The 17,306-nt window shown below is 72.9% G+C and carries 13 protein-coding genes; 1 reads left to right on the forward strand and 12 read right to left on the reverse strand.

The window, feature by feature from the left end; translation table 11 throughout:
* The 3 genes from AC5DRG_RS08085 to AC5DRG_RS08095 form a co-directional block, all read right to left on the reverse strand.
* Positions 1-2,994, reverse strand: coding sequence for an AAA family ATPase (locus AC5DRG_RS08085; RefSeq protein WP_491809249.1), 2,994 nt, complete (start codon positions 2,992-2,994; stop codon positions 1-3).
* Entirely contained in the window at positions 2,991-4,154 is a 1,164-nt protein-coding gene (locus AC5DRG_RS08090) for an exonuclease SbcCD subunit D (protein WP_491809251.1), read from the reverse strand. Before AC5DRG_RS08090 ends, AC5DRG_RS08085 begins: the two co-directional genes overlap by 4 nt.
* A 108-nt stretch (positions 4,155-4,262) precedes the next feature.
* Positions 4,263-4,889 (reverse strand): YigZ family protein, encoded by a 627-nt coding sequence (locus AC5DRG_RS08095; RefSeq protein ID WP_491809253.1) that lies wholly within the window; start codon positions 4,887-4,889, stop codon positions 4,263-4,265.
* 97 nt (positions 4,890-4,986) lie between these two features.
* Between AC5DRG_RS08095 and AC5DRG_RS08100 the strand changes: the two genes are divergently transcribed.
* On the forward strand, positions 4,987-6,972 hold the full coding sequence (locus AC5DRG_RS08100) for an APC family permease (RefSeq protein ID WP_491809255.1): 1,986 nt from the start codon (positions 4,987-4,989) through the stop codon (positions 6,970-6,972).
* A gap of 1 nt (position 6,973) precedes the next feature.
* Here the strand turns inward: AC5DRG_RS08100 and AC5DRG_RS08105 are convergent, their stop codons facing one another.
* From AC5DRG_RS08105 to AC5DRG_RS08145, 9 genes are all read right to left on the reverse strand, one after another.
* Positions 6,974-7,519: a SixA phosphatase family protein gene (locus AC5DRG_RS08105; RefSeq protein WP_491809257.1), complete on the reverse strand. Its 546-nt coding sequence runs from the start codon at positions 7,517-7,519 to the stop codon at positions 6,974-6,976.
* A complete protein-coding gene (locus tag AC5DRG_RS08110; protein WP_491809259.1) occupies positions 7,516-8,295 on the reverse strand; it encodes a hypothetical protein in 780 nt (259 codons plus the stop codon). The genes AC5DRG_RS08105 and AC5DRG_RS08110 overlap by 4 nt, the downstream gene beginning before the upstream one ends.
* A gap of 62 nt (positions 8,296-8,357) precedes the next feature.
* Complete coding sequence (locus tag AC5DRG_RS08115) at positions 8,358-9,290, reverse strand: L-tyrosine/L-tryptophan isonitrile synthase family protein (RefSeq protein WP_491809261.1); 933 nt, start codon at positions 9,288-9,290, stop codon at positions 8,358-8,360.
* Positions 9,291-9,422: 132 nt separating this feature from the next.
* Positions 9,423-10,661, reverse strand: coding sequence for a cytochrome P450 family protein (locus AC5DRG_RS08120; RefSeq protein ID WP_491809263.1), 1,239 nt, complete (start codon positions 10,659-10,661; stop codon positions 9,423-9,425).
* Positions 10,662-10,673: 12 nt separating this feature from the next.
* Entirely contained in the window at positions 10,674-12,500 is a 1,827-nt protein-coding gene (gene asnB, locus AC5DRG_RS08125; protein ID WP_491809265.1) for an asparagine synthase (glutamine-hydrolyzing), read from the reverse strand.
* 16 nt (positions 12,501-12,516) lie between these two features.
* Positions 12,517-13,953, reverse strand: coding sequence for an MFS transporter (locus AC5DRG_RS08130; protein ID WP_491809267.1), 1,437 nt, complete (start codon positions 13,951-13,953; stop codon positions 12,517-12,519).
* Positions 13,950-14,798, reverse strand: a complete 849-nt coding sequence (locus tag AC5DRG_RS08135) for an ABC transporter ATP-binding protein (RefSeq protein WP_491809269.1) — start codon at positions 14,796-14,798, stop codon at positions 13,950-13,952. The genes AC5DRG_RS08130 and AC5DRG_RS08135 overlap by 4 nt, the downstream gene beginning before the upstream one ends.
* Positions 14,795-15,865 carry a FecCD family ABC transporter permease gene (locus AC5DRG_RS08140; protein WP_491809271.1) on the reverse strand — a complete coding sequence of 357 codons (1,071 nt, stop codon included), beginning with the start codon at positions 15,863-15,865 and terminating at the stop codon, positions 14,795-14,797. The genes AC5DRG_RS08135 and AC5DRG_RS08140 overlap by 4 nt, the downstream gene beginning before the upstream one ends.
* Before the next feature lie 3 nt (positions 15,866-15,868).
* Entirely contained in the window at positions 15,869-16,933 is a 1,065-nt protein-coding gene (locus AC5DRG_RS08145; RefSeq protein ID WP_491809273.1) for an ABC transporter substrate-binding protein, read from the reverse strand.
* Positions 16,934-17,306 lie beyond the last annotated feature (373 nt).

Consider the following 17,306-nt stretch of genomic DNA (forward strand, 5'->3'; position numbering starts at 1 on the left):
TCACCCGAGGCCGCGCTGCCGCACCACGGACCCCGCTCTCCCCTTCACGATCTCCAACTGCGCGTGGATGCGCCGCCGCAGGTCCGCGACATGGCTGACGATGCCGACACTGCGGTCGCGTTCGCGCAGGGAGTCGAGGACGTCGAGGACCTCGTCGAGGGTCTGGTCGTCGAGGCTGCCGAAGCCCTCGTCGATGAAGAGGGTGTCGAGGCGGACCCCGCCCGCCTCGTCCGTGACGACGTCCGCGAGGCCGAGGGCGAGCGCCAGTGAGGCGAAGAACGTCTCACCGCCGGACAGCGTCGCCGTGTCCCGCTCCCGGCCGGTCCAGGCGTCGACGACGTGCAGTCCGAGCCCGCTGCGGCCGCGTCCGGCCCGGTCGTCGGAGTGGACCAGGGTGTAGCGGCCGGAGGACATGCGCTGGAGGCGTACGGTCGCGGCGGCGGCCACCTGTTCCAGGCGGGCGGCGAGGACGTACGACTCCAGGCGCATCTTGCGTTCGTTGTCCGCCGAGGTGCCCGCCGTGAGGCCGGCGAGGCGGGCCACGCGCTCGTACTCCTCGCGCAGGGGCGCCAGCCGTCGTACTCCCGCGGCCGATCTGGCGGAGAGCCGGCCGAGTTCGGTGCAGCGTCGGGCCGCCGCGTCGCGTGCGGAGGCGGCCTGGCGCAGGCGCAGGTCCGCGGCGGCACCGGTCTGCTCGGCGGAGGTTAGGTCGGCGGGGGGCTGCTGGGCGGCGGCCGCGGTGTCGTCCTCGGCGAGGACCGCGCGGACGGCCGCCTCCTCCGACTGCCAGGCGTCCAGGCGCCGTTGGAGCTCGCGGTGGTCCGCGTCACCGAGAAGCGCGGCGGCCGCGGCCTGCGGCGTGTCGAACCCGGCACGGAAGGCGGCGTCGGCGAGCCGGGCGTCGGCGTCCTTGAGCCGCTGGGCGGTGTCCTCGGCGGCGCGGGCGGTGTCGGCGGCGTCGGTGAGCAGGGCGACCTGGCGCTCCAACTGCGCGGCCCGCGCGGCGACACTGTCCAGCACGCCGCGCGCCTGCGCCAACTCCTCCTCCAGGGAGACCTGTTCGCGGTCCAGCGTGTCCCGGAGGGTCGCGCGGGAGGCGGCTCTCACAGCGGCCTGCTGCTGGATGGCGGTCCGCCGGTCGTGCTCCTGCTCGGCCCGGCGCAGCTCCTCATTCGCCGGGTGCAGCCAGGACGCGTCCCCGCGCGCCTGCTCGTGCAGCCGGTCCAACTCCGCGACCTCGTCGGCCAGCCGGTCGGTCGGCGTGTCCCCGGCCTCGGCGGTGGCGGCGGCCAGTGCCTCTCGTACGACGCCCAGGCGCCGCTCGTCCTCGGCGCGCCGCTCGTCGGCCTGCTGGTAGGCGGCTTGGGCGCGTTCCTCGGCCTCGCGGTCGACATGCCCGGCGACCTTCCGCGCGGGCGCGGGGTGCTCGGTGGCTCCGCAGACGGCGCAGGCCTCGCCGTCGACCAGGTGGGCGGCGAGTTCGGCGGCGATGCCGTCGAGGCGCTGTTCCTTGAGGTCGAGCCAGTGGGTGCGGGCCCGCGACGCCCGCTCGGCCGAGTCGAGTGCCTGCCGCTGCGCGGCGTCCGTGTCGGCGGCGAACTGGTCGCGCTGCCGGGCCGCCCCGAGCCGCCGCTGGGCCGGCTCACGCTGGACTCCGAGCTGTTCGGCCCGGGTGGCGGCCTCCTGGGCGGAGTCGATCCGCGTCTGAAGTCCCGAGCGGGTCGCGTCCCATTCGGCGAGCCAGGCCTCGGCCTCCTGGCGGACGTCCTCGTCGGCCCGCTCCTGACGGTCCAGGTCGGCGCGCTCCACACCGAGTTCGGCCAGCCGCTGCTCGGCACGGCGGCCCGACTCCAGCCCGCCCAGTTCTTCGGCGGCCCGGCGCGCGGCCGCCGCGAGCCCCGCCGCGCCGGCGCCCGCGAAGGTCTCCGGCAGCAGGGCACGCGCGCGTGTCTCGGCGACGGCCGCGTGGCGGTGCTCGGTGTCGGCGGCCTCCCGCAGCTCCAGCGCGGGCGCCACCGCCTCGGCCTTGCGGGCCCGCTCCATGCGCGCCCGCGCCTCCTGGTACGCGTCGGCCCGCTCCTCCAGCAGCGCCGCCCGCTCCCGAGCCTGGGCGAACCGCCCCTGCAGCCGGGCCACTTCGCGTACGTCGGCGAGAGCCCGGTCGGCGGCGGCCTGCGCGGACTCGGCGGCGGTGAGGCCACTCTGGGCGATGGTCAGCTGCTCACGCGCGGTACTGCGGGCGACGGCAGCGGCGCCCATGACGGCCTCGGCCAGGCCCGGCTCCCCCGGTGCCAGCTCGGGCAGCTCCATGGCGTCGCCCGCCGCCTGCTGCATGCGGTGCGCGTCGGCGAGCAACTCGGAGTCCCCGTCCCGCACCTGGGCCTCGGTCGCCCGGCGCCGCTCGGCGAGGCGCTTTTCGACCTCGGCGAAGCGGTGGGTGTCGAAGAGCCGGCCCAGCAGCCTGCCGCGGGCCTCGGCGTCGGCCCGCAGGAAGCGGGCGAAGTCGCCCTGGGGCAACAGCACGACCTGGCAGAACTGCTCGCGGCTCATGCCGAGCAGCTGGGTGATCTCCTCGCCGATCTCCTGGTGCGAGCGGCTGAGGTCCTTCCAGGTGCCGGCCGCCGCGTCGTACTCGCGCAGCCAGCTCTGGGCCTTGTCCAGCGTCGTGCCCGAGCCGCGCTTCTTGGGCCGCTCCCAGGGCGGCTGCCGGGTGATCTCCAACCGGCGTCCGGCGACGGTGAGTTCGAGGCGCACCTCGGTACGCGTCGCGGGCGCCGCGTGATCGCTGCGCAGGCCCAGCCCCTGCCCGCTCTGCCGAGCCCCCGGCACCGAGCCGTACAGCGCGTAGCAGACGGCGTCCAGGACGGAGGTTTTCCCGGCACCGGTCGGGCCGTGCAGCAGGAACAGCCCGGCGGCCGAGAGCTCGTCGAAGTCGACGGTCTGCGAGCCGCCGAAGGGCCCGAACGCCGTGACGTCGAGACGGTGCAGCCTCACCGCGCCACCTCCCGCACGGCCTCGTCCGCGCGGGCCGCGTCGAAGGCGTCCCGGAGCACGCTCTGCTCGTCCGCGTCGGGACCCGCGCCGCGTACATGGGCCACGAAGTCCTCCGCGATCTCCTGGTCGCTGCGGTCGGCGAGCCGGCCGGCGTACGACACGTCCGGGTCGTCGGGGGCCCGCTCGGGGTCGAAGACGAGGCTGAGGGTGTGCGGGAAGCGCTCGGTGAGGCGGGCCATGGGGTCGGCGGGGCGGACCGGGTCGGTGAGCGTCGCCTCGACCCACGCGTCCTCGTGCCGGGCGAGGTCCGGGTCCGCGAGGAGCTCCTCCAGCGCGCCGCGGACGCGGGCGAGCGCGCGCGGCACCGGGCAGTCGATCCTCTCGGCGGTGACGCTTCCGTCGGCGGCCAGGTCGACCAGCCACATGCTCTTGCGGTGGTCGGCCTCGGAGAAGGAGTACGGCAGCGGGGACCCGGAGTACCGGACGCGCTCGGTGATGGTCTGGCTGCCGTGCAGATGGCCAAGTGCCACATAGCCGACGCCGTCGAAGACGCCGGCGGGCACCGCGGCGACCCCGCCGACAGTGATGTCCCGCTCGCTGTCGCTGGCCTCGCCGCCGGTGACGAAGACATGCGCGAGGACGACGGAACGCGTGCCACGCGCGCGGGTGGCGAGGTCGGCGCGGACGCGGTCCATGGCGGCGGCGAGCACGGCCTCATGACCGGGCTTCTCGACGCCGAACTCGTCCTTGACCAGGGCGGGTTCGAGATAGGGCAGCCCGTAGAAGGCCACGTCGCCGTGGGCGTCGGCGAGCACCACCGGGGTGCCGACCGCCGCCGGGTCGGTCCGCAGATGGATGCCCGCGCGGCCGATCAGGCCGGCGCCCACCCCCAGTCGGCGGGCGGAGTCGTGGTTCCCGGAGATCATCACCGTCGGCACGCCGAGGTCGGCGAGCCGGTGCAGGGCGTCGTCGAAGAGCTCGACCGCGGCGAGCGGCGGCACCGCCCGGTCGTACACGTCTCCCGACACGACGACCGCGTCCACCTCGCGCTCGCGCGCGGTCGCCACGAGATGGCCGATGAACTCGGCCTGGGCACCGAGCATGTTCACGCGGTGGAACGCCCGGCCCAGATGCCAGTCGGAAGTGTGCAGGAGCCTCATGATCCCCGAAGACTAACGGCCGGGTCTGACATCACGGGCGGTTACTCCCGTATCGGCCCGTGATGACCGCACCAACAACCGACCGTTATGCACTGATTGGCCGTTCTGTCACGCGTCCCCGTACGCCTCTCCGCCCAGTTCGAACCCTGCCGTGCCTGCCGTCGCGTCCGCCAGCCACGCCCGGAAGGCGTCCACGTCGGCGTCCGGCAGCCCGATCTCGATCGTGACCGACTCGCCGTAGCGCACGTCCCGCACCTCGCGTCCGGTGGAGCGCAGGTCGTTCTGGACCTTGCCGGCCCGCTGGTGGTCGACCGTCACGGTGGCCAGGCGGAAGCGGCGGCGGGTGATCGTGCCGAGCGCGTCCAGGGCCTCGCCGACCGCTCCGCCGTACGCCCTGATAAGTCCGCCCGCGCCGAGTTTGACGCCGCCGTAGTAGCGGGTGACGACGGCGACGACGTACCGCATGTCGCGGCGCAGCAGCATCTGGAGCATGGGGATGCCGGCGGTGCCGCCGGGTTCGCCGTCGTCGCTCGCCTTCTGGATCGCGGCGTCGGCGCCGATGACGTAGGCGAAGCAGTTGTGGGTGGCGTCGGCATGCTCCTTGCGGATCGCGGCGATGACGGCCTGGGCCTCCTGTTCGGTGGCCGCCGGGGCGAGGGCGCACAGGAAGCGGGAGCGGTTGACCTCGGTCTCGTGCACGCCCGCGTGGGCCACTGTGCGGTACTCGTCCGGCATCGGGCCAGCCTATGCGGAGCCCCCGGGGTCGCCCCGGCCGGAGGTGCGGGTAAGGATGTGGGCGACGACGTGGTGGGCACTCAGGGAGACCAGTTACATGACCGGCACGCAGGTGGAGGACACGAGCACCGGCGGTACCGGCGATCAGCGGTCCGCTTCGGCCCGCTGCCGGGAGTGGCTCCTTGAGGGGCTCAGCGAGCAGTCGGCCCGTCATCCGGGCCCGCACGCCGCCCCGGCAGTGGAGCGCGAGGGCCATCCGTGGTGGCGGGTCATGTGCCTCACCGGTGTCGACTACTTCTCCACCCTCGGCTACCAGCCGGGCATCGCCGCACTGGCGGCCGGTCTGCTCTCGCCGCTCGCGACGCTGGTGCTGATCGCGCTCACCCTGCTCGGCGCGCTGCCGGTCTACCGTCGGGTGGCGCACGAGAGCCCGCACGGCGAGGGGTCGATCGCCATGCTGGAGCGGCTGCTGTCGTGGTGGTCGGGGAAGATCCTCGTCCTGGTGCTGCTGGGTTTCGCGGCCACCGACTTCATGATCACGATCACGCTGTCGGCGGCGGACGCGGCCGCGCACGTCGTGGAGAATCCGTTCGCCCCGCACTGGACCGAGCACGGGAACACGTGGATCACTCTGCTGCTGGTCGGTGCGCTCGGCGCGGTCTTCCTCAAGGGCTTCCGGGAGGCCATCGGCATCGCGACCGTGCTGGTGGCGACGTATCTCACGCTCAATGTCGTGGTGCTCGCGGTGTCGGCCTGGGAGGTGCTGAGCCACCCGGTGCGGATCGGCGACTGGACCGACGCGCTGACGGCGGAGCACTCCTCGCCGTGGGTGATGGTCGGTGTGGCGCTGATCGTCTTCCCGAAGCTGGCGCTCGGCATGTCCGGATTCGAGACGGGCGTGGCGGTGATGCCGCAGGTCAAGGGTGATCCGAGCGACACCTGGGAGCATCCGAGGGGGCGGATCCGCGACACCCGCAAGCTGCTCACGACCGCCGCCGTGATCATGAGCTGCTTTCTGCTGCTGTCGAGCCTCGCGACGACGATCCTGATCCCGCAGGACGAGTTCAAGAGCGGCGGTCCGGCGAACGGGCGCGCGCTCGCCTACCTCGCGCACGAGCATCTGGGCGAGGCCTTCGGCACGGTCTACGACGTCTCGACGATCGCGATCCTGTGGTTCGCGGGCGCCTCCGCGCTCGCCGGCCTGCTGAACCTCGTACCGCGCTATCTGCCGCGCTACGGCATGGCCCCCGAGTGGACGCGGGCCGTGCGGCCGCTGGTCCTGGTCTTCATGGCGGCCGCCGTGTCCATCACGCTGTGGTTCGACGCGAACGTCGACGCGCAGAGCGGCGCGTACGCGACGGGCGTGCTGGTGCTGATGCTGTCGGCGGCGTTCGCCTCGACCGTCACCGTGCACCGGCACGGCCATCGGCGTGCCACGCTCGGGTTCGGGGCGATCACCGCGGTGTTCGCCTACACGCTCGTGGCGAACGTCATCGAGCGGCCCGACGGCATCAAGATCGCGATGATCTTCATCGTGGCCATCCTGGTCACGTCCTTCGGCTCACGCGTGCACCGCGCCTTCGAACTGCGCGCCACCGAGGTCACCTTCGACGAGACGGCGGCCCGGTTCATCGACGAGGCCGCCCGCAGCGGTCCCCTGCGGCTGATCGCGAACGAGCCCCAGGAGCACAGCACGCGCGCGTACCGCGCCAAGGAGCACAGCCAGCGCGAGCACACCCCCATCCCCGAGGCCGGACCGGTGCTGTTCCTGGAGGTGCTCGTGCACGACTCCTCCGACTTCACCACCGACGTCATCGTGCACGGCGACGAGAAGCACGGGGTGCGCCGGCTGCGGGCGCAGGGCCCGACGGTGCCCAACACCGCGGCGGCGGTGCTGCTGGCGCTGCGCGACCGCACCGGCCAGGTCCCGCACGCGTACTTCGACTGGACGGAGGGCAGCCCCTTCTCCCACCTGATCCGCTTCCTGGTCTTCGGCGACGGCGAGGTCGCCCCGGTCACCCGCGAGGTGCTGCGCCGAGCCGAATCCGATCCGGAGCGCCGGCCGCGCGTGCACGTCGGCTAGTTCAGTGACCCTTCTTTCCGCGCGGCACGATCATGTCCGTGAGCAGGGCGGTACCGGGCTTGAGTGTCCGCCAGGTGCTGCCGTGCCAGGCCAGGACGGCGATCGCCGAGGTCGGGAACTTCACCCGGACGTCTGCCAGCGCGTCGTCGAGGCTGTCGCCGGCCAGCTCCAGGACGAGTTCCTCCAGACCGGGGTTGTGCCCGACCAGGAGCAGCGTCTCGACCTCGGTGGACACCTCGTGCACGGCACGCAGCAGTTCCGGTACGTCGGCCCCGTACAGCCGCGGGTCATGGCTGACCGGGGGCGGTGTGCCCCACTCCGCCGAGGCCAGTTCCCAGGTCTGACGGGCGCGTACGGCCGTCGAGCACAGGGCGAGGTCCGGCAGGCAGTCGGCCTCGGCGAGGGCGTGCCCCGCGGCCGGGGCGTCCCGGCGGCCGCGCGGCGCGAGGGGACGCTCGTGGTCGGGGACGCCGGACGGCCAGGCCGACTTGGCGTGTCGCAGGACGACCAGCCGGCGCAGCGGGCCCGCTCCGATGCGGGCGGTCATGCCGGCGCTCCCAGGTCGCGGGTGAGTTCGAGGCCGAGCAGCCGGTCCGCGTAGGCGTACGTCTCGAAGCGGGCGCCTTCCGGCAGTCCGGACGCGGTCTCCACCCACCGCAGGACACGGAGGACGTCCGGTACGTTCAGGTCGTCCTCCCAGGCGGTACGGAGCTGTCCGCGCACCTCGTCCGGAACCGGCCGTGACGGGTGCCGGGCCCAGCCGGCGACAGTGCGACGCCAGTGCGCGAGACTGACCTGGGCGTCGTTCAGGGCCTCCGCATCGAGGCGTACGGATTCGCTCCTGCGGTGGGTGAGCAGGGCCAGGCGCAGGGCGGCGGGGTCGGCTCCGTCCAGGGCGCCGGGGCCGGAGCCGCCCAGGGCCGCCGCGTCGACCGGGGCGACGCCGACCAGGACGCCGTCGGGTGCCGCTGAGCCCTCGCTCGCCACATGGACGACCTGCACCTCGCCCACCCCCGCGCCGATGTCACGGCTGTCCTCGAAGGGCCGCATACCCAGCGCCACCGCGCCCGCCCGGAGTTCGGCCCGGCCCCGGTCGCCGTTCAGCAGCGCCCAGACCGGCGTACCGCCCAGCTCCAGGACACGGACGAGCAGGTCGGCGACGAGGAGCACGCGGAGGCCCGTGGCGTCGAAGTCCGACGCGTGGGCCTCGACACGGGTCAGGCCCCGTCGGGCGGGGGCGGCGATGACGGGCTCGCCGGTTCGGGCGTCGATGATGCGCAGCACGGGGCGAGCGTAGGCGGCCGGGCGGCGAAGTGCAGGCATCCGGTGCCGATCCGGACACGTCGACGGGATTCGACCACGCCCAGGCCGGTCATCGGTGCCGGTCAGTTCTGGTCGAAGTGGCTGGGTCTCCCCTCCCGGTGGACCAGTCGCCCGAGCCGGGCGGCCCGCGCGCGGGGCATCAGGGTCCAGGTGCCGTCGGCGCGGCGCAGGGCCGTGGAGTGCCAGGGCGTGGTCCAGGCGTCGGGGGCGTCGAGAAGCCGGATGCCGAACTTGGGTGCACCGACGGGCTGGGGGTGGATGGACAGGCGTACGGAGCGCGGGTGGTGGTCGGCGACGAGGTCGCCCCAGGCGCGGCTGCGCTGGATGACGCCGTAGGCGCGGGTGCGGCACTCGCGTTGGAGCGCGGAGCGGGTGCCGTGGTGGTCGGCGGTGTCCTGGACGAGGAAGCGGGTGATGCCACGGTAGAGGGCGAGCGTGTGGTCGTCGGCGCGGACTTCTGCGCGCAGGGCGTCGAGGGCGGGGGCGTAGCGGTCGTGGACGTGGGCCCGTTTGGCGTCGTGCGGGAGGTCGCCGAGGACGTCACGCAGGTCGAAGACGGAGAGTCGGCTCAGGCCCAACTCGGTGATGAGTCTTCGTAGTTCGTCCGCGTAGGCGTCTATGTGGTGGTCGGGGACGTGGACCAGGTCGCCGAAGACATGGCCGTCGGAGCAGATGACGACCTGGGCGCCGGGCGGGTAGATCCGCTCGATGTCGGCGCACAGTCCGCCGAGGAAGCCGAGGGAGAGCCGTTCGCCCTGGTCGGGCAGGTGGCCGAGCACCTTGGCAGGGTTCGGGGACTTGCAGGGGAAGCCGGGCAGGGTGAACAGGACGGGGGCGCCCTCGCGCACGAAGTCGGCGATCTGGCCCAGTTGTCGGGGGAACGCCTCGGCGGATGCGGGGGTTCGGTCGGTCGTACGGTGGTGCGGCAGGAGCAGTTTCAGGATCGCGGTGCCGATGCTCGTGGGGAGCGTGTCCGGCGCGGTCGTGAGCGGCATGCTGTTTCTCCATCGGGGGCGTCTGGGCACGTCGGCATGGCGCCGTGGCGCGGAAAAAGGCCGGGCGCTGTCGGTCAGGTGGTTGGGCAGACGGTCGGGTCAGGTCGTCAGACAGACCGTCAGGTCAGGCGGTCACCGGCGGCGGTCGTACGCCACCGGCAGGCGGTTGGTGCCGCGCCCCAGGACGGCCGGGATCCACTCGATATCCTCGTCCGCGATGGCGAGTTGGAGGCCGGGCAGCCGGGTGAGAAGTGTGCCCAGGGCGATCTGAAGCTCGGCGCGGGCAAGCGCAGCGCCAGGGCAGAAGTGGATGCCGTGGCCGAAGGCGAGGTGCGGGTTGGGGCTGCGGTCGAGGTCGAGGGTGTCGGGGTCGGGGAAGCGGCGCGGGTCGCGGTTGGCGGCGCACAGGGAGACGATCACCGAGTCGCCGGCCGGGACGCGGGTGCCGTGCAGGTCGTCGTCCTCGGCGAGGAAACGCCAGGTCGTCAGCTCGAAGGCGCTGTCGTAGCGCAGGAGTTCCTCGACGGCACTTTGGAGAAGGCCGGGGTTGTCGCGGAGGCGGGCGAGCTGGTCGGGGTGGCGGAACAGCGCGATCAGGGCGGTGGTGATCTGGTTGGTGACCGGCTCCTGGCCGGCGACCAGGAGCTGGAAGATCATGGAGTCCAGCTCTTCCTGGGAGAGTTCGCGGCGGTCGCGGGCCACGACGAGGCGGCTGAGCAGATCGTCGTCCCAGTGCTCACGCTTGTGGGCGACGACCTCGGCGATATAGCTCTGCAGTCCGTGCAGCCGGGCCTCGTACGCCGGCCGTCCCGGGTCGGCCGGGCCCACCGGCTGGACGACCTTGCCCCAGTCGCGGTCGAAACGGGCCGCCAACTCGGCGGGGAGGCCGATGACTTCGGCCAGGACCTGGAAGGGGAAGCGGGCGGCGAATCCGGCGACCAGGTCGGCGGGGCCGGACTCCGGCAGACGATCGATCAGGGCGTCGGCCAACTCCTGGAATCGTAGCCGCAGTTGCTCGATCCGGCGCGGGGTGAACGCGTCCGTCACATGGCGGCGCATGCGGGTGTGCTTGGGCGGGTCCTGGTGGAGAAGGTGCACCTGGAGCTGGGAGTGCTGTGGCTCGGGCATGATCGAGGCGCGGGCCCGCCAGCGGTCGTTGCCACGGTCGTGGTTCTTGCCGAGCCGGTCGTCGTTCAGCGCGGCGTGGGCGGCGTCGTAGCCGGTGACGAGCCAGGCCTGGACTCCGCTGGGGAAGAGCACCGGGTGCACCGGGCCGGCGTCGCGCATGCGCTCGTAGAGCGGATAGGGATCGCTCTTGTAAGGGCAGCCCATGAGCGGGACGGGCTCGGACCGGGGTTCCTGGATGGTCATGAATAACGCTCCTCAGAGGGCGAGTTCGGGGCGGTGGTGGTCCAGCCACAGGGCGAGGTCGACGACACGTTCGAGCCGCAGCCGGTGGCCCCACTCCAGCCGGTCGGGCGGGGTGTCGAGGCAGGGTTTGATGCGGGTCTCGTCGGCCAGGTCGCGTACTTGGGCGGTGGCGAGCGCCTCGCGGGCGAGGTCCTGGAGGCCGCGGTTGTAGTCGGGGTGGTGGGTGGCCGGGTAGTGGTTCTTGGGGCGCCACAGGACCGACTCCGGTGCCAGGCCCGAACCGGCCGCGCGCAACAGGCTCTTCTCCCGGCCGTCGAAGCTCTTCAGGGACCAGGGGGTGCTGAAGGCGTACTCCACGAGCCTGTGGTCGCAGTACGGGACGCGGACCTCCAGACCCCGGGCCATGCTCAACCGGTCCTTGCGGTGGAGGAGTTGGCGCAGCCAGCGGGTCAGGGAGAGGTGCTGCAGCTCGCGCTGGCGGTGCTCGGCGGGACTCTCGTCGTCGAGGTGGGGTACGGCGGCCAGCGCGCCGCGGTAGGTGTCGGCGCGGAACTCTCCGATACGCAGGTCGAGTTCGGGGTTCAGCGGCATCGCCGCGTCCTCGCCGGTGACCAGCAGCCAGGGGAAGGCGGTCGCGGCCAGCGCCTTGGGGTTGTGGAACCAGGGGTAGCCGCCGAAGACCTCGTCGGCCGCCTCGCCGGACAGGGCGACGGTGGAGTGGCGTCGTATCTCTCCGAAGAGCAGGTAGAGCGAGGTGTCCATGTCGCCGACGCCGATCGGCGAGTCGCGGGCCGCGACGACCGCCTTGCGGTGTTCGAGGTCGAGCAGCATGCGCGGGTCGAGGACGACCGTGGAGTGGTCGGTGCCGATGAAGGCGCCGGCCTCGGTGGCGAACGGGGTGTCGTGACCGGTGCGCAGGACGTCGCCGGTGAACTGTTCGGCCTGGTCGCTGTAGTCGACGGCGTAGGAGCGGATGCGGGCGTCCGGGCCCTCGCGCAGACGGAGTTCGTCGGCCAGGTGGGCGGTCAGGACGGTGGAGTCGAGGCCGCCGGACAGGAGGCTGCACAGCGGTACGTCGGCCTCCAACTGGCCGCGCGCGGCGGCGGATACGAGGTGGTGGACGTGCGCGACGGTGGCGTCCCGGTCGTCGCTGTGGGGCACCGCCTCCAACTGCCAGTAGCGGCGTTCGCGCATGCCGTCGCGGTCCAGGACGAGCAGGCCGCCCGGTTCGACCTCGCGGACACCGGACCACACGGTCGGCCCGGTGTTGAACACCAGGCTGTACGCCTCGCGCAGGCAGTCCGCGTCGACCCGGGGCCGTATCTCCGGGTGGGCGAAGAGGGCCTTGGGCTCGGAGGCGAAGGCCACTCCCCCGTCGACGGCCGCCCAGTACAGCGGCTTGACGCCGAGTCGGTCCCGCACGAGCAGCAGCCGCTGGTCCCGCTCGTCCCAGACGGCGAAGGCGAACATGCCGTCCAGGCGCGCGGCGAGGTCCTCACCCCATTCGGCATACGCACGCAGCACCACCTCGGTGTCGCTGCGGGTGCGGAACTCGTGGCCCAACTTCCTCAGTTCGGACCGGAGTTCATGGTGGTTGTAGATCTCACCGCTGTAGGTGAGCACGGCGTTCGGCCGGTCGGGCCGGTCGGTCATCGGCTGGATTCCGCCGACGAGGTCGATGACGGCCAACCGCCGGTGCCCGATCGCGGCCCGCTCGCCGAGCCACACGCCCGAGGCGTCCGGGCCTCGTGGGGTGAGGGTGGCGGTCATGGCCTCGATGACCGGGGTCTGGCTGCGAGCGTCACTGTGGAAGGACGCCCAGCCGGTGATTCCGCACATGGGGAAGGCTCCTGGGTCAGGGGTGGGCGGCGGCGGCCGCGTCGGATGTGTGTGCGGCGGGTCTGCGCGCGGGCAGTGCCAGCAGGGGTACGGCGAGACAGGCGGCCCCCGCGGCCAGTACGAGCCCGGCGCGTGCGCCGCCGTCGGGGCCGGCCAGGGCCCAGGCCGCCGTCGCCAGCGCCGGGCCCAGCGTGAAGCCGAGGCTGCGGGACAGTTGCATCGCCGAGCCGACGGTGGCGGCCCGGTCCCGTGGGGCGGCGCCCATCACCAGGGCCTGGGTGGGGCCGCCGTAGAGGCCCATGCCGAGGCCGGCGAGTGCCAGGCGCCAGGCCACGTCGGGCGGGGACCAGGTGTCGCCCAGGGGGACGAGCAGCAGGAGTCCGGTGGCGGTGAGGGTGGCGCCGGTGACCGCGACGGGCCGGGCGCCGATGGGGGTCCCCCCGCTCGAGCGAAGCCGAGAGTGGGGGAGGTCGGCGAGGCGTCCGCCGAGCGGGCCGGCCAGGCCCATGCCAAGTGGGAAGGCCAGGACGGTCAGGCCGGTGGTGGTGGCGCTGACGCCGTCGTCGCGCTGGAGGTGCAGGGCGACGACGTAGTGCATGGCGGCGAAGCCGGCCGCCAGCGCCAGGACCGCGCCGTTCACCCTGAACAGCCCCGCCTCGCGCAGCACTTCCGCCACCGGACGGCCGCCCGGGCCGCGCAGCCACCACCACAGCGGCGGTAGCGCGGGGAGCATCAGGAGCAGCCACGCGGAGGTGTCGGCCGCCAGGGTCAGGGCCAGCAGCACCATCGTCACACCGGTGGCGACCAGCAGGGCGTCGACCGCCGACCGTCGGTTGGGGCGGCGCAGCCCGCCGTCCCTGGGCATCACCTTCCAGGCGACCGCCATGGCGAGCGCACAGAACGGGATCTTGACCAGGAAGACGGCATGCCAGTCCAGTTGGTCCACCAGCAGGCCGCCGACGGCGGGGCCGGTCACCGCGCCGAGCGGGCCCAGCGTGGCGGGCACGCTCATCGCCCGGGCGCGTGCCTGCGGTCGTACGGAACGCATCGCCAGCACCGGCATGAGGACGAACAGCACGGCGGCGAACGCCCCTTGGGCGAACCGGGCCGCGATCAGCCAGGCCGCCCACGGGGATGCGGCGGCGGCAGCGCTGCACAGGGCGAAGCCGCCGGTCGCGGTCAGCAGCGCGGGGCGCAGGCCTACGCCGTCCAGCCAGCGCCCGACGGGTAACAGCAGGGCGACGACCGGGAGTTGGTATCCCAGTACCGCCCACTGGGCGGTGGCGGCGGACACGTCGAGGCCGCGGGCGATGTCCGTGAGGGCCACGTTGACGATGTTCATGTCGAGCATCGCCACGAAGGACAGCAGGCCCGCCACGGCGACGAGCAGCCAGCGGTCCTCGACCGCCGGTATGTGACCAGGCCCTTGGGGAGCGGGACTTGGGGCCTTCATCCTGCGACCCTCCCTTCGTGGGCGGGCTGCGGCACCGCGGCCTCGTCCCACAAGTCGGCGGAATCCGGGGCCGGGTTGCCGCCGCGATGGTCGAAGGCGATCAGCGGGTCGCCGGTGAGGGGGTGGTCGACGACGGCCGCGCGGACGCCGAACACCTCGGCCATCAGGGAGGGGGTGAGGACCTCGCGGGGTGGTCCGGAGGCGACGACGCAGCCGGCGTGCAGGACGTGCAGCCGGTCGCAGACGGAGGCGGCCGCGTTCAGGTCGTGCAGCGACACCAGGGTCGTACGGCGTCCGGCGCGCAGCAGGGCGAGCAGCTCCACCTGATGCCGGATGTCGAGGTGGTTGGTCGGCTCGTCCAGGACCAGGACGTCCGGGTTCTGCGCGAACGCCCGTGCCAGCAGCACGCGTTGGCGTTCGCCGCCGGACAGTGCCGTGAAGCGGCGGCCCGACTGGTCCGCCATGCCGACGTCGGCCAGGGCGTGGGCGACGATGCCCCGGTCGGTGGCGTCCTCGCCCGCGAAGGCCCGCTTGTAGGGCGTCCGCCCCATGGCGACCACCTCACGGACCGTCAACTCGAAGTCGCCGCCCCGCTCCTGCGGCAGCGCCGCCACATGCCGGGCCGACCGGGCCGGGGTCAGTTCCCGAAGGTCGGTGCCGGCCAGGAGCACGCGTCCGGCGGTGGGTCGTAGATGCCGGTAAACGGTGCGCAGGAGGGTGGACTTGCCGCTGCCGTTCGGGCCGACGAGGCCCGTGATCTCGCCCTCGGCGGCGACCAGGTGTGCGCCCGCGACGACCGTGCGGTTCGCGTAGGCGACGTGCAGGTTCTCGATGTCGATTCTCAACTGCCGCTCTCCAGACGTCGGTCCAGCAGGTACAGCAACGCGGGAGCGCCCAGCAGCGAGGTGACCACGCCGACCGGCAGCTCCTGGGTGTCCATGGCGGTACGGCAGACGATGTCGACCACCACCATCAGCAGCGCCCCGAACAGCGCGGAGACGGGCAGCAGTCGGCGGTGGTCGCCGCCGACCACCAGCCGGCAGACGTGCGGCACCATCAGGGCGACGAAGGCGATCGCACCGGACACGGCGACCAGGACACCGGTCAGCACGCTGGTGACCGTGAACAGTTCGCGGCGCAGCCGGGTGACGTCGATGCCGAGTCCGGCGGCCGTCTCGTCGCCCATCAGCAGGGCGTTGAGGCCGCGGGCGCGCGCCTGCAGCCACAGCAGGGCGGCCGGTACGGCGATCGCGGGCACCGTCAGCAGGGGCCAACTCGCCCCGCTCAGGCTGCCCATGAGCCAGAACAGCACGCTGTGGGTCTGCTGCTCGTCCCCGGCCTGGAGCACCAGGTAGCTGGTGAACCCGGACAGGAACTGCCCGACCGCCACCCCGGCAAGCACCAGCCGCAGCGGTGCGAATCCCCCGCCGCGCCGGGCCACCGCCCACACCAGGGCGAAGGTGGCCAGGGCTCCGGCGAACGCGGCGCCGGACAGGCCGAGTCCCAGCGCCCCGCCCGCGCTCAGGCCGAGCACGATGGCGGCGACCGCCCCGAGCGAGGCCCCGTTGGAGATGCCCAGGAGGTAGGGGTCGGCCAGTGGGTTGCGGACCAGGGCCTGTACCGCCGTACCGACGACGCCGAGTCCGGCACCGACGAGGGCCGCCAACACGGCGCGGGGGACGCGGAGTTGCCACACGATGAGGTCGTTCGTGCCGGGCCGGGCCGCCTCGCCGGACAGCCGCCGCCACACCACGCCCCACACCTCGCCGGGCGGGATGGACGTCGAGCCCCAGGCCACCGCCGCGGTGAGCGCCAGCAGCAGCGCGACTCCGAGAGCGGCGGTCAGCGGCCCCGCCGGCAGGACGCGGGTCTCCGCGGTCCGCTCGGGGGATCTGGACAGGGTGGAGAACACGGCTCAGCCGACCTTGCCCGGGTAGAGGGTCCCCGCGATCTCCTCGACGGTGTCGGCGTTCTCGACCCCGGCGATGGTGGTCGGTTCGGAGCCGATGCGAAGGAAGTTGCCCTCCTCGACCGCGGTGAGGCCCTTGGTGGCCGCGTTGCCCTCCAGCCACTTCTGCGCCTCGTCGAAGGCCTTCTCGTTCGCCGCGTCGCTGCCCCGGTTGCGCACCGCGAGCTGGATCCAGTCCGGGTCGGTGGCGATGACGTCCTCCCAGCCGACCTCCTTGTAGTCGCCGTCGCAGTCGGCGAAGACGTTGCGGGCGCCGGCCAGGGTGATCACCGCGTTGGCGACCTGGCGGTTGCAGACGACGGTGGGCTGCTTGGTGCCGGCGTCGTAGTCGAAGAAGAAGTACGTGGGCCGCGCGCTGTCCGCCGTGTCGCCGACGGCCTTCTGTACGGCGGCCACCTTCTCCTTCATCCCGGTGACGAGTTCCGTCGCCTTGGCGCTCGTGCCGGTGACCGCGCCGAGGGAGGTGATGTCGGCCTCGACGGCGGACAGGTCGGTGACGGCGCTCTTGGCGGTGGCGGCGCAGGCGGTGGACTTGAGGTAGATGTGCTTGATCCCGGCCGCCTTGTACTCCTCCTCGGTCGGCGTGTCCCCCATGCCGCCGCCCATGTCCATCGAGGCGAAGGTGTCGATGTAGAGGTCGGCGCCGGAGCCGAGCAGTTTCTCCTTCGGGATGACGCTGTCGCTGAGGACCTCGATCTTCTGGGCCTGCGCGTCGAGTTCGGTGGGCAGAGTGCCCTTGCCGGGCGGGAACCCGGTGCCGATCACCTGGTCGCCGGCGCCGAGGCGGAGCAGCAACTCCAGGCTGGAGGCGTTGCTGGTGACGATCTTCTTCGGGGAGGCGGAGAAGGTCGTCTCGGCGCCCATGCAGTCGGTGACAGCGACCGGGTAGGCCCCGGTCACGGCCTTCGCCGCGGTGTCACTGGCCGCGTCCTCCTCCGTACCGCCGCCGCAGCCTGCCGTGAACAGGCCTAGCACCGCGGCCGCCGTACCGCACCACACTCGAGAACGCATCGAAACACTCCAGGATCCACTCGGTACCCGGGTGAACTTCCGTCACCCGCACCAGTAGTCGCGGTCAACTCGCCCTGAGTTCCCGGGAGTTGGAGGAATTCGGATCCTGTCCGCGCGCGGTGGACGGCCGAGGGGGCCGGTGCCCGCGGGATGCGTGGGCGCCGGCCCCCTTCTGTCCGGGTCCGGGTCGGGCTAGGGCCTGTCCGGCGGATCCGGTCGCAGGAAAGCTACGGCGCCTCATCGGCACAGGTGAGCGGGGTCTGGTGCGTCCAACTGCAAGGCGGAGGAGGGAGTCGACGCGATGGGGGTCCCCCCGCGCGAGGTTGTTCGAGCGTGGGGGAGTCGGCGACCGACGACAACGCCGCTGGGGGTC

Source organism: Streptomyces sp. JLBG701 (assembly GCF_058544905.1).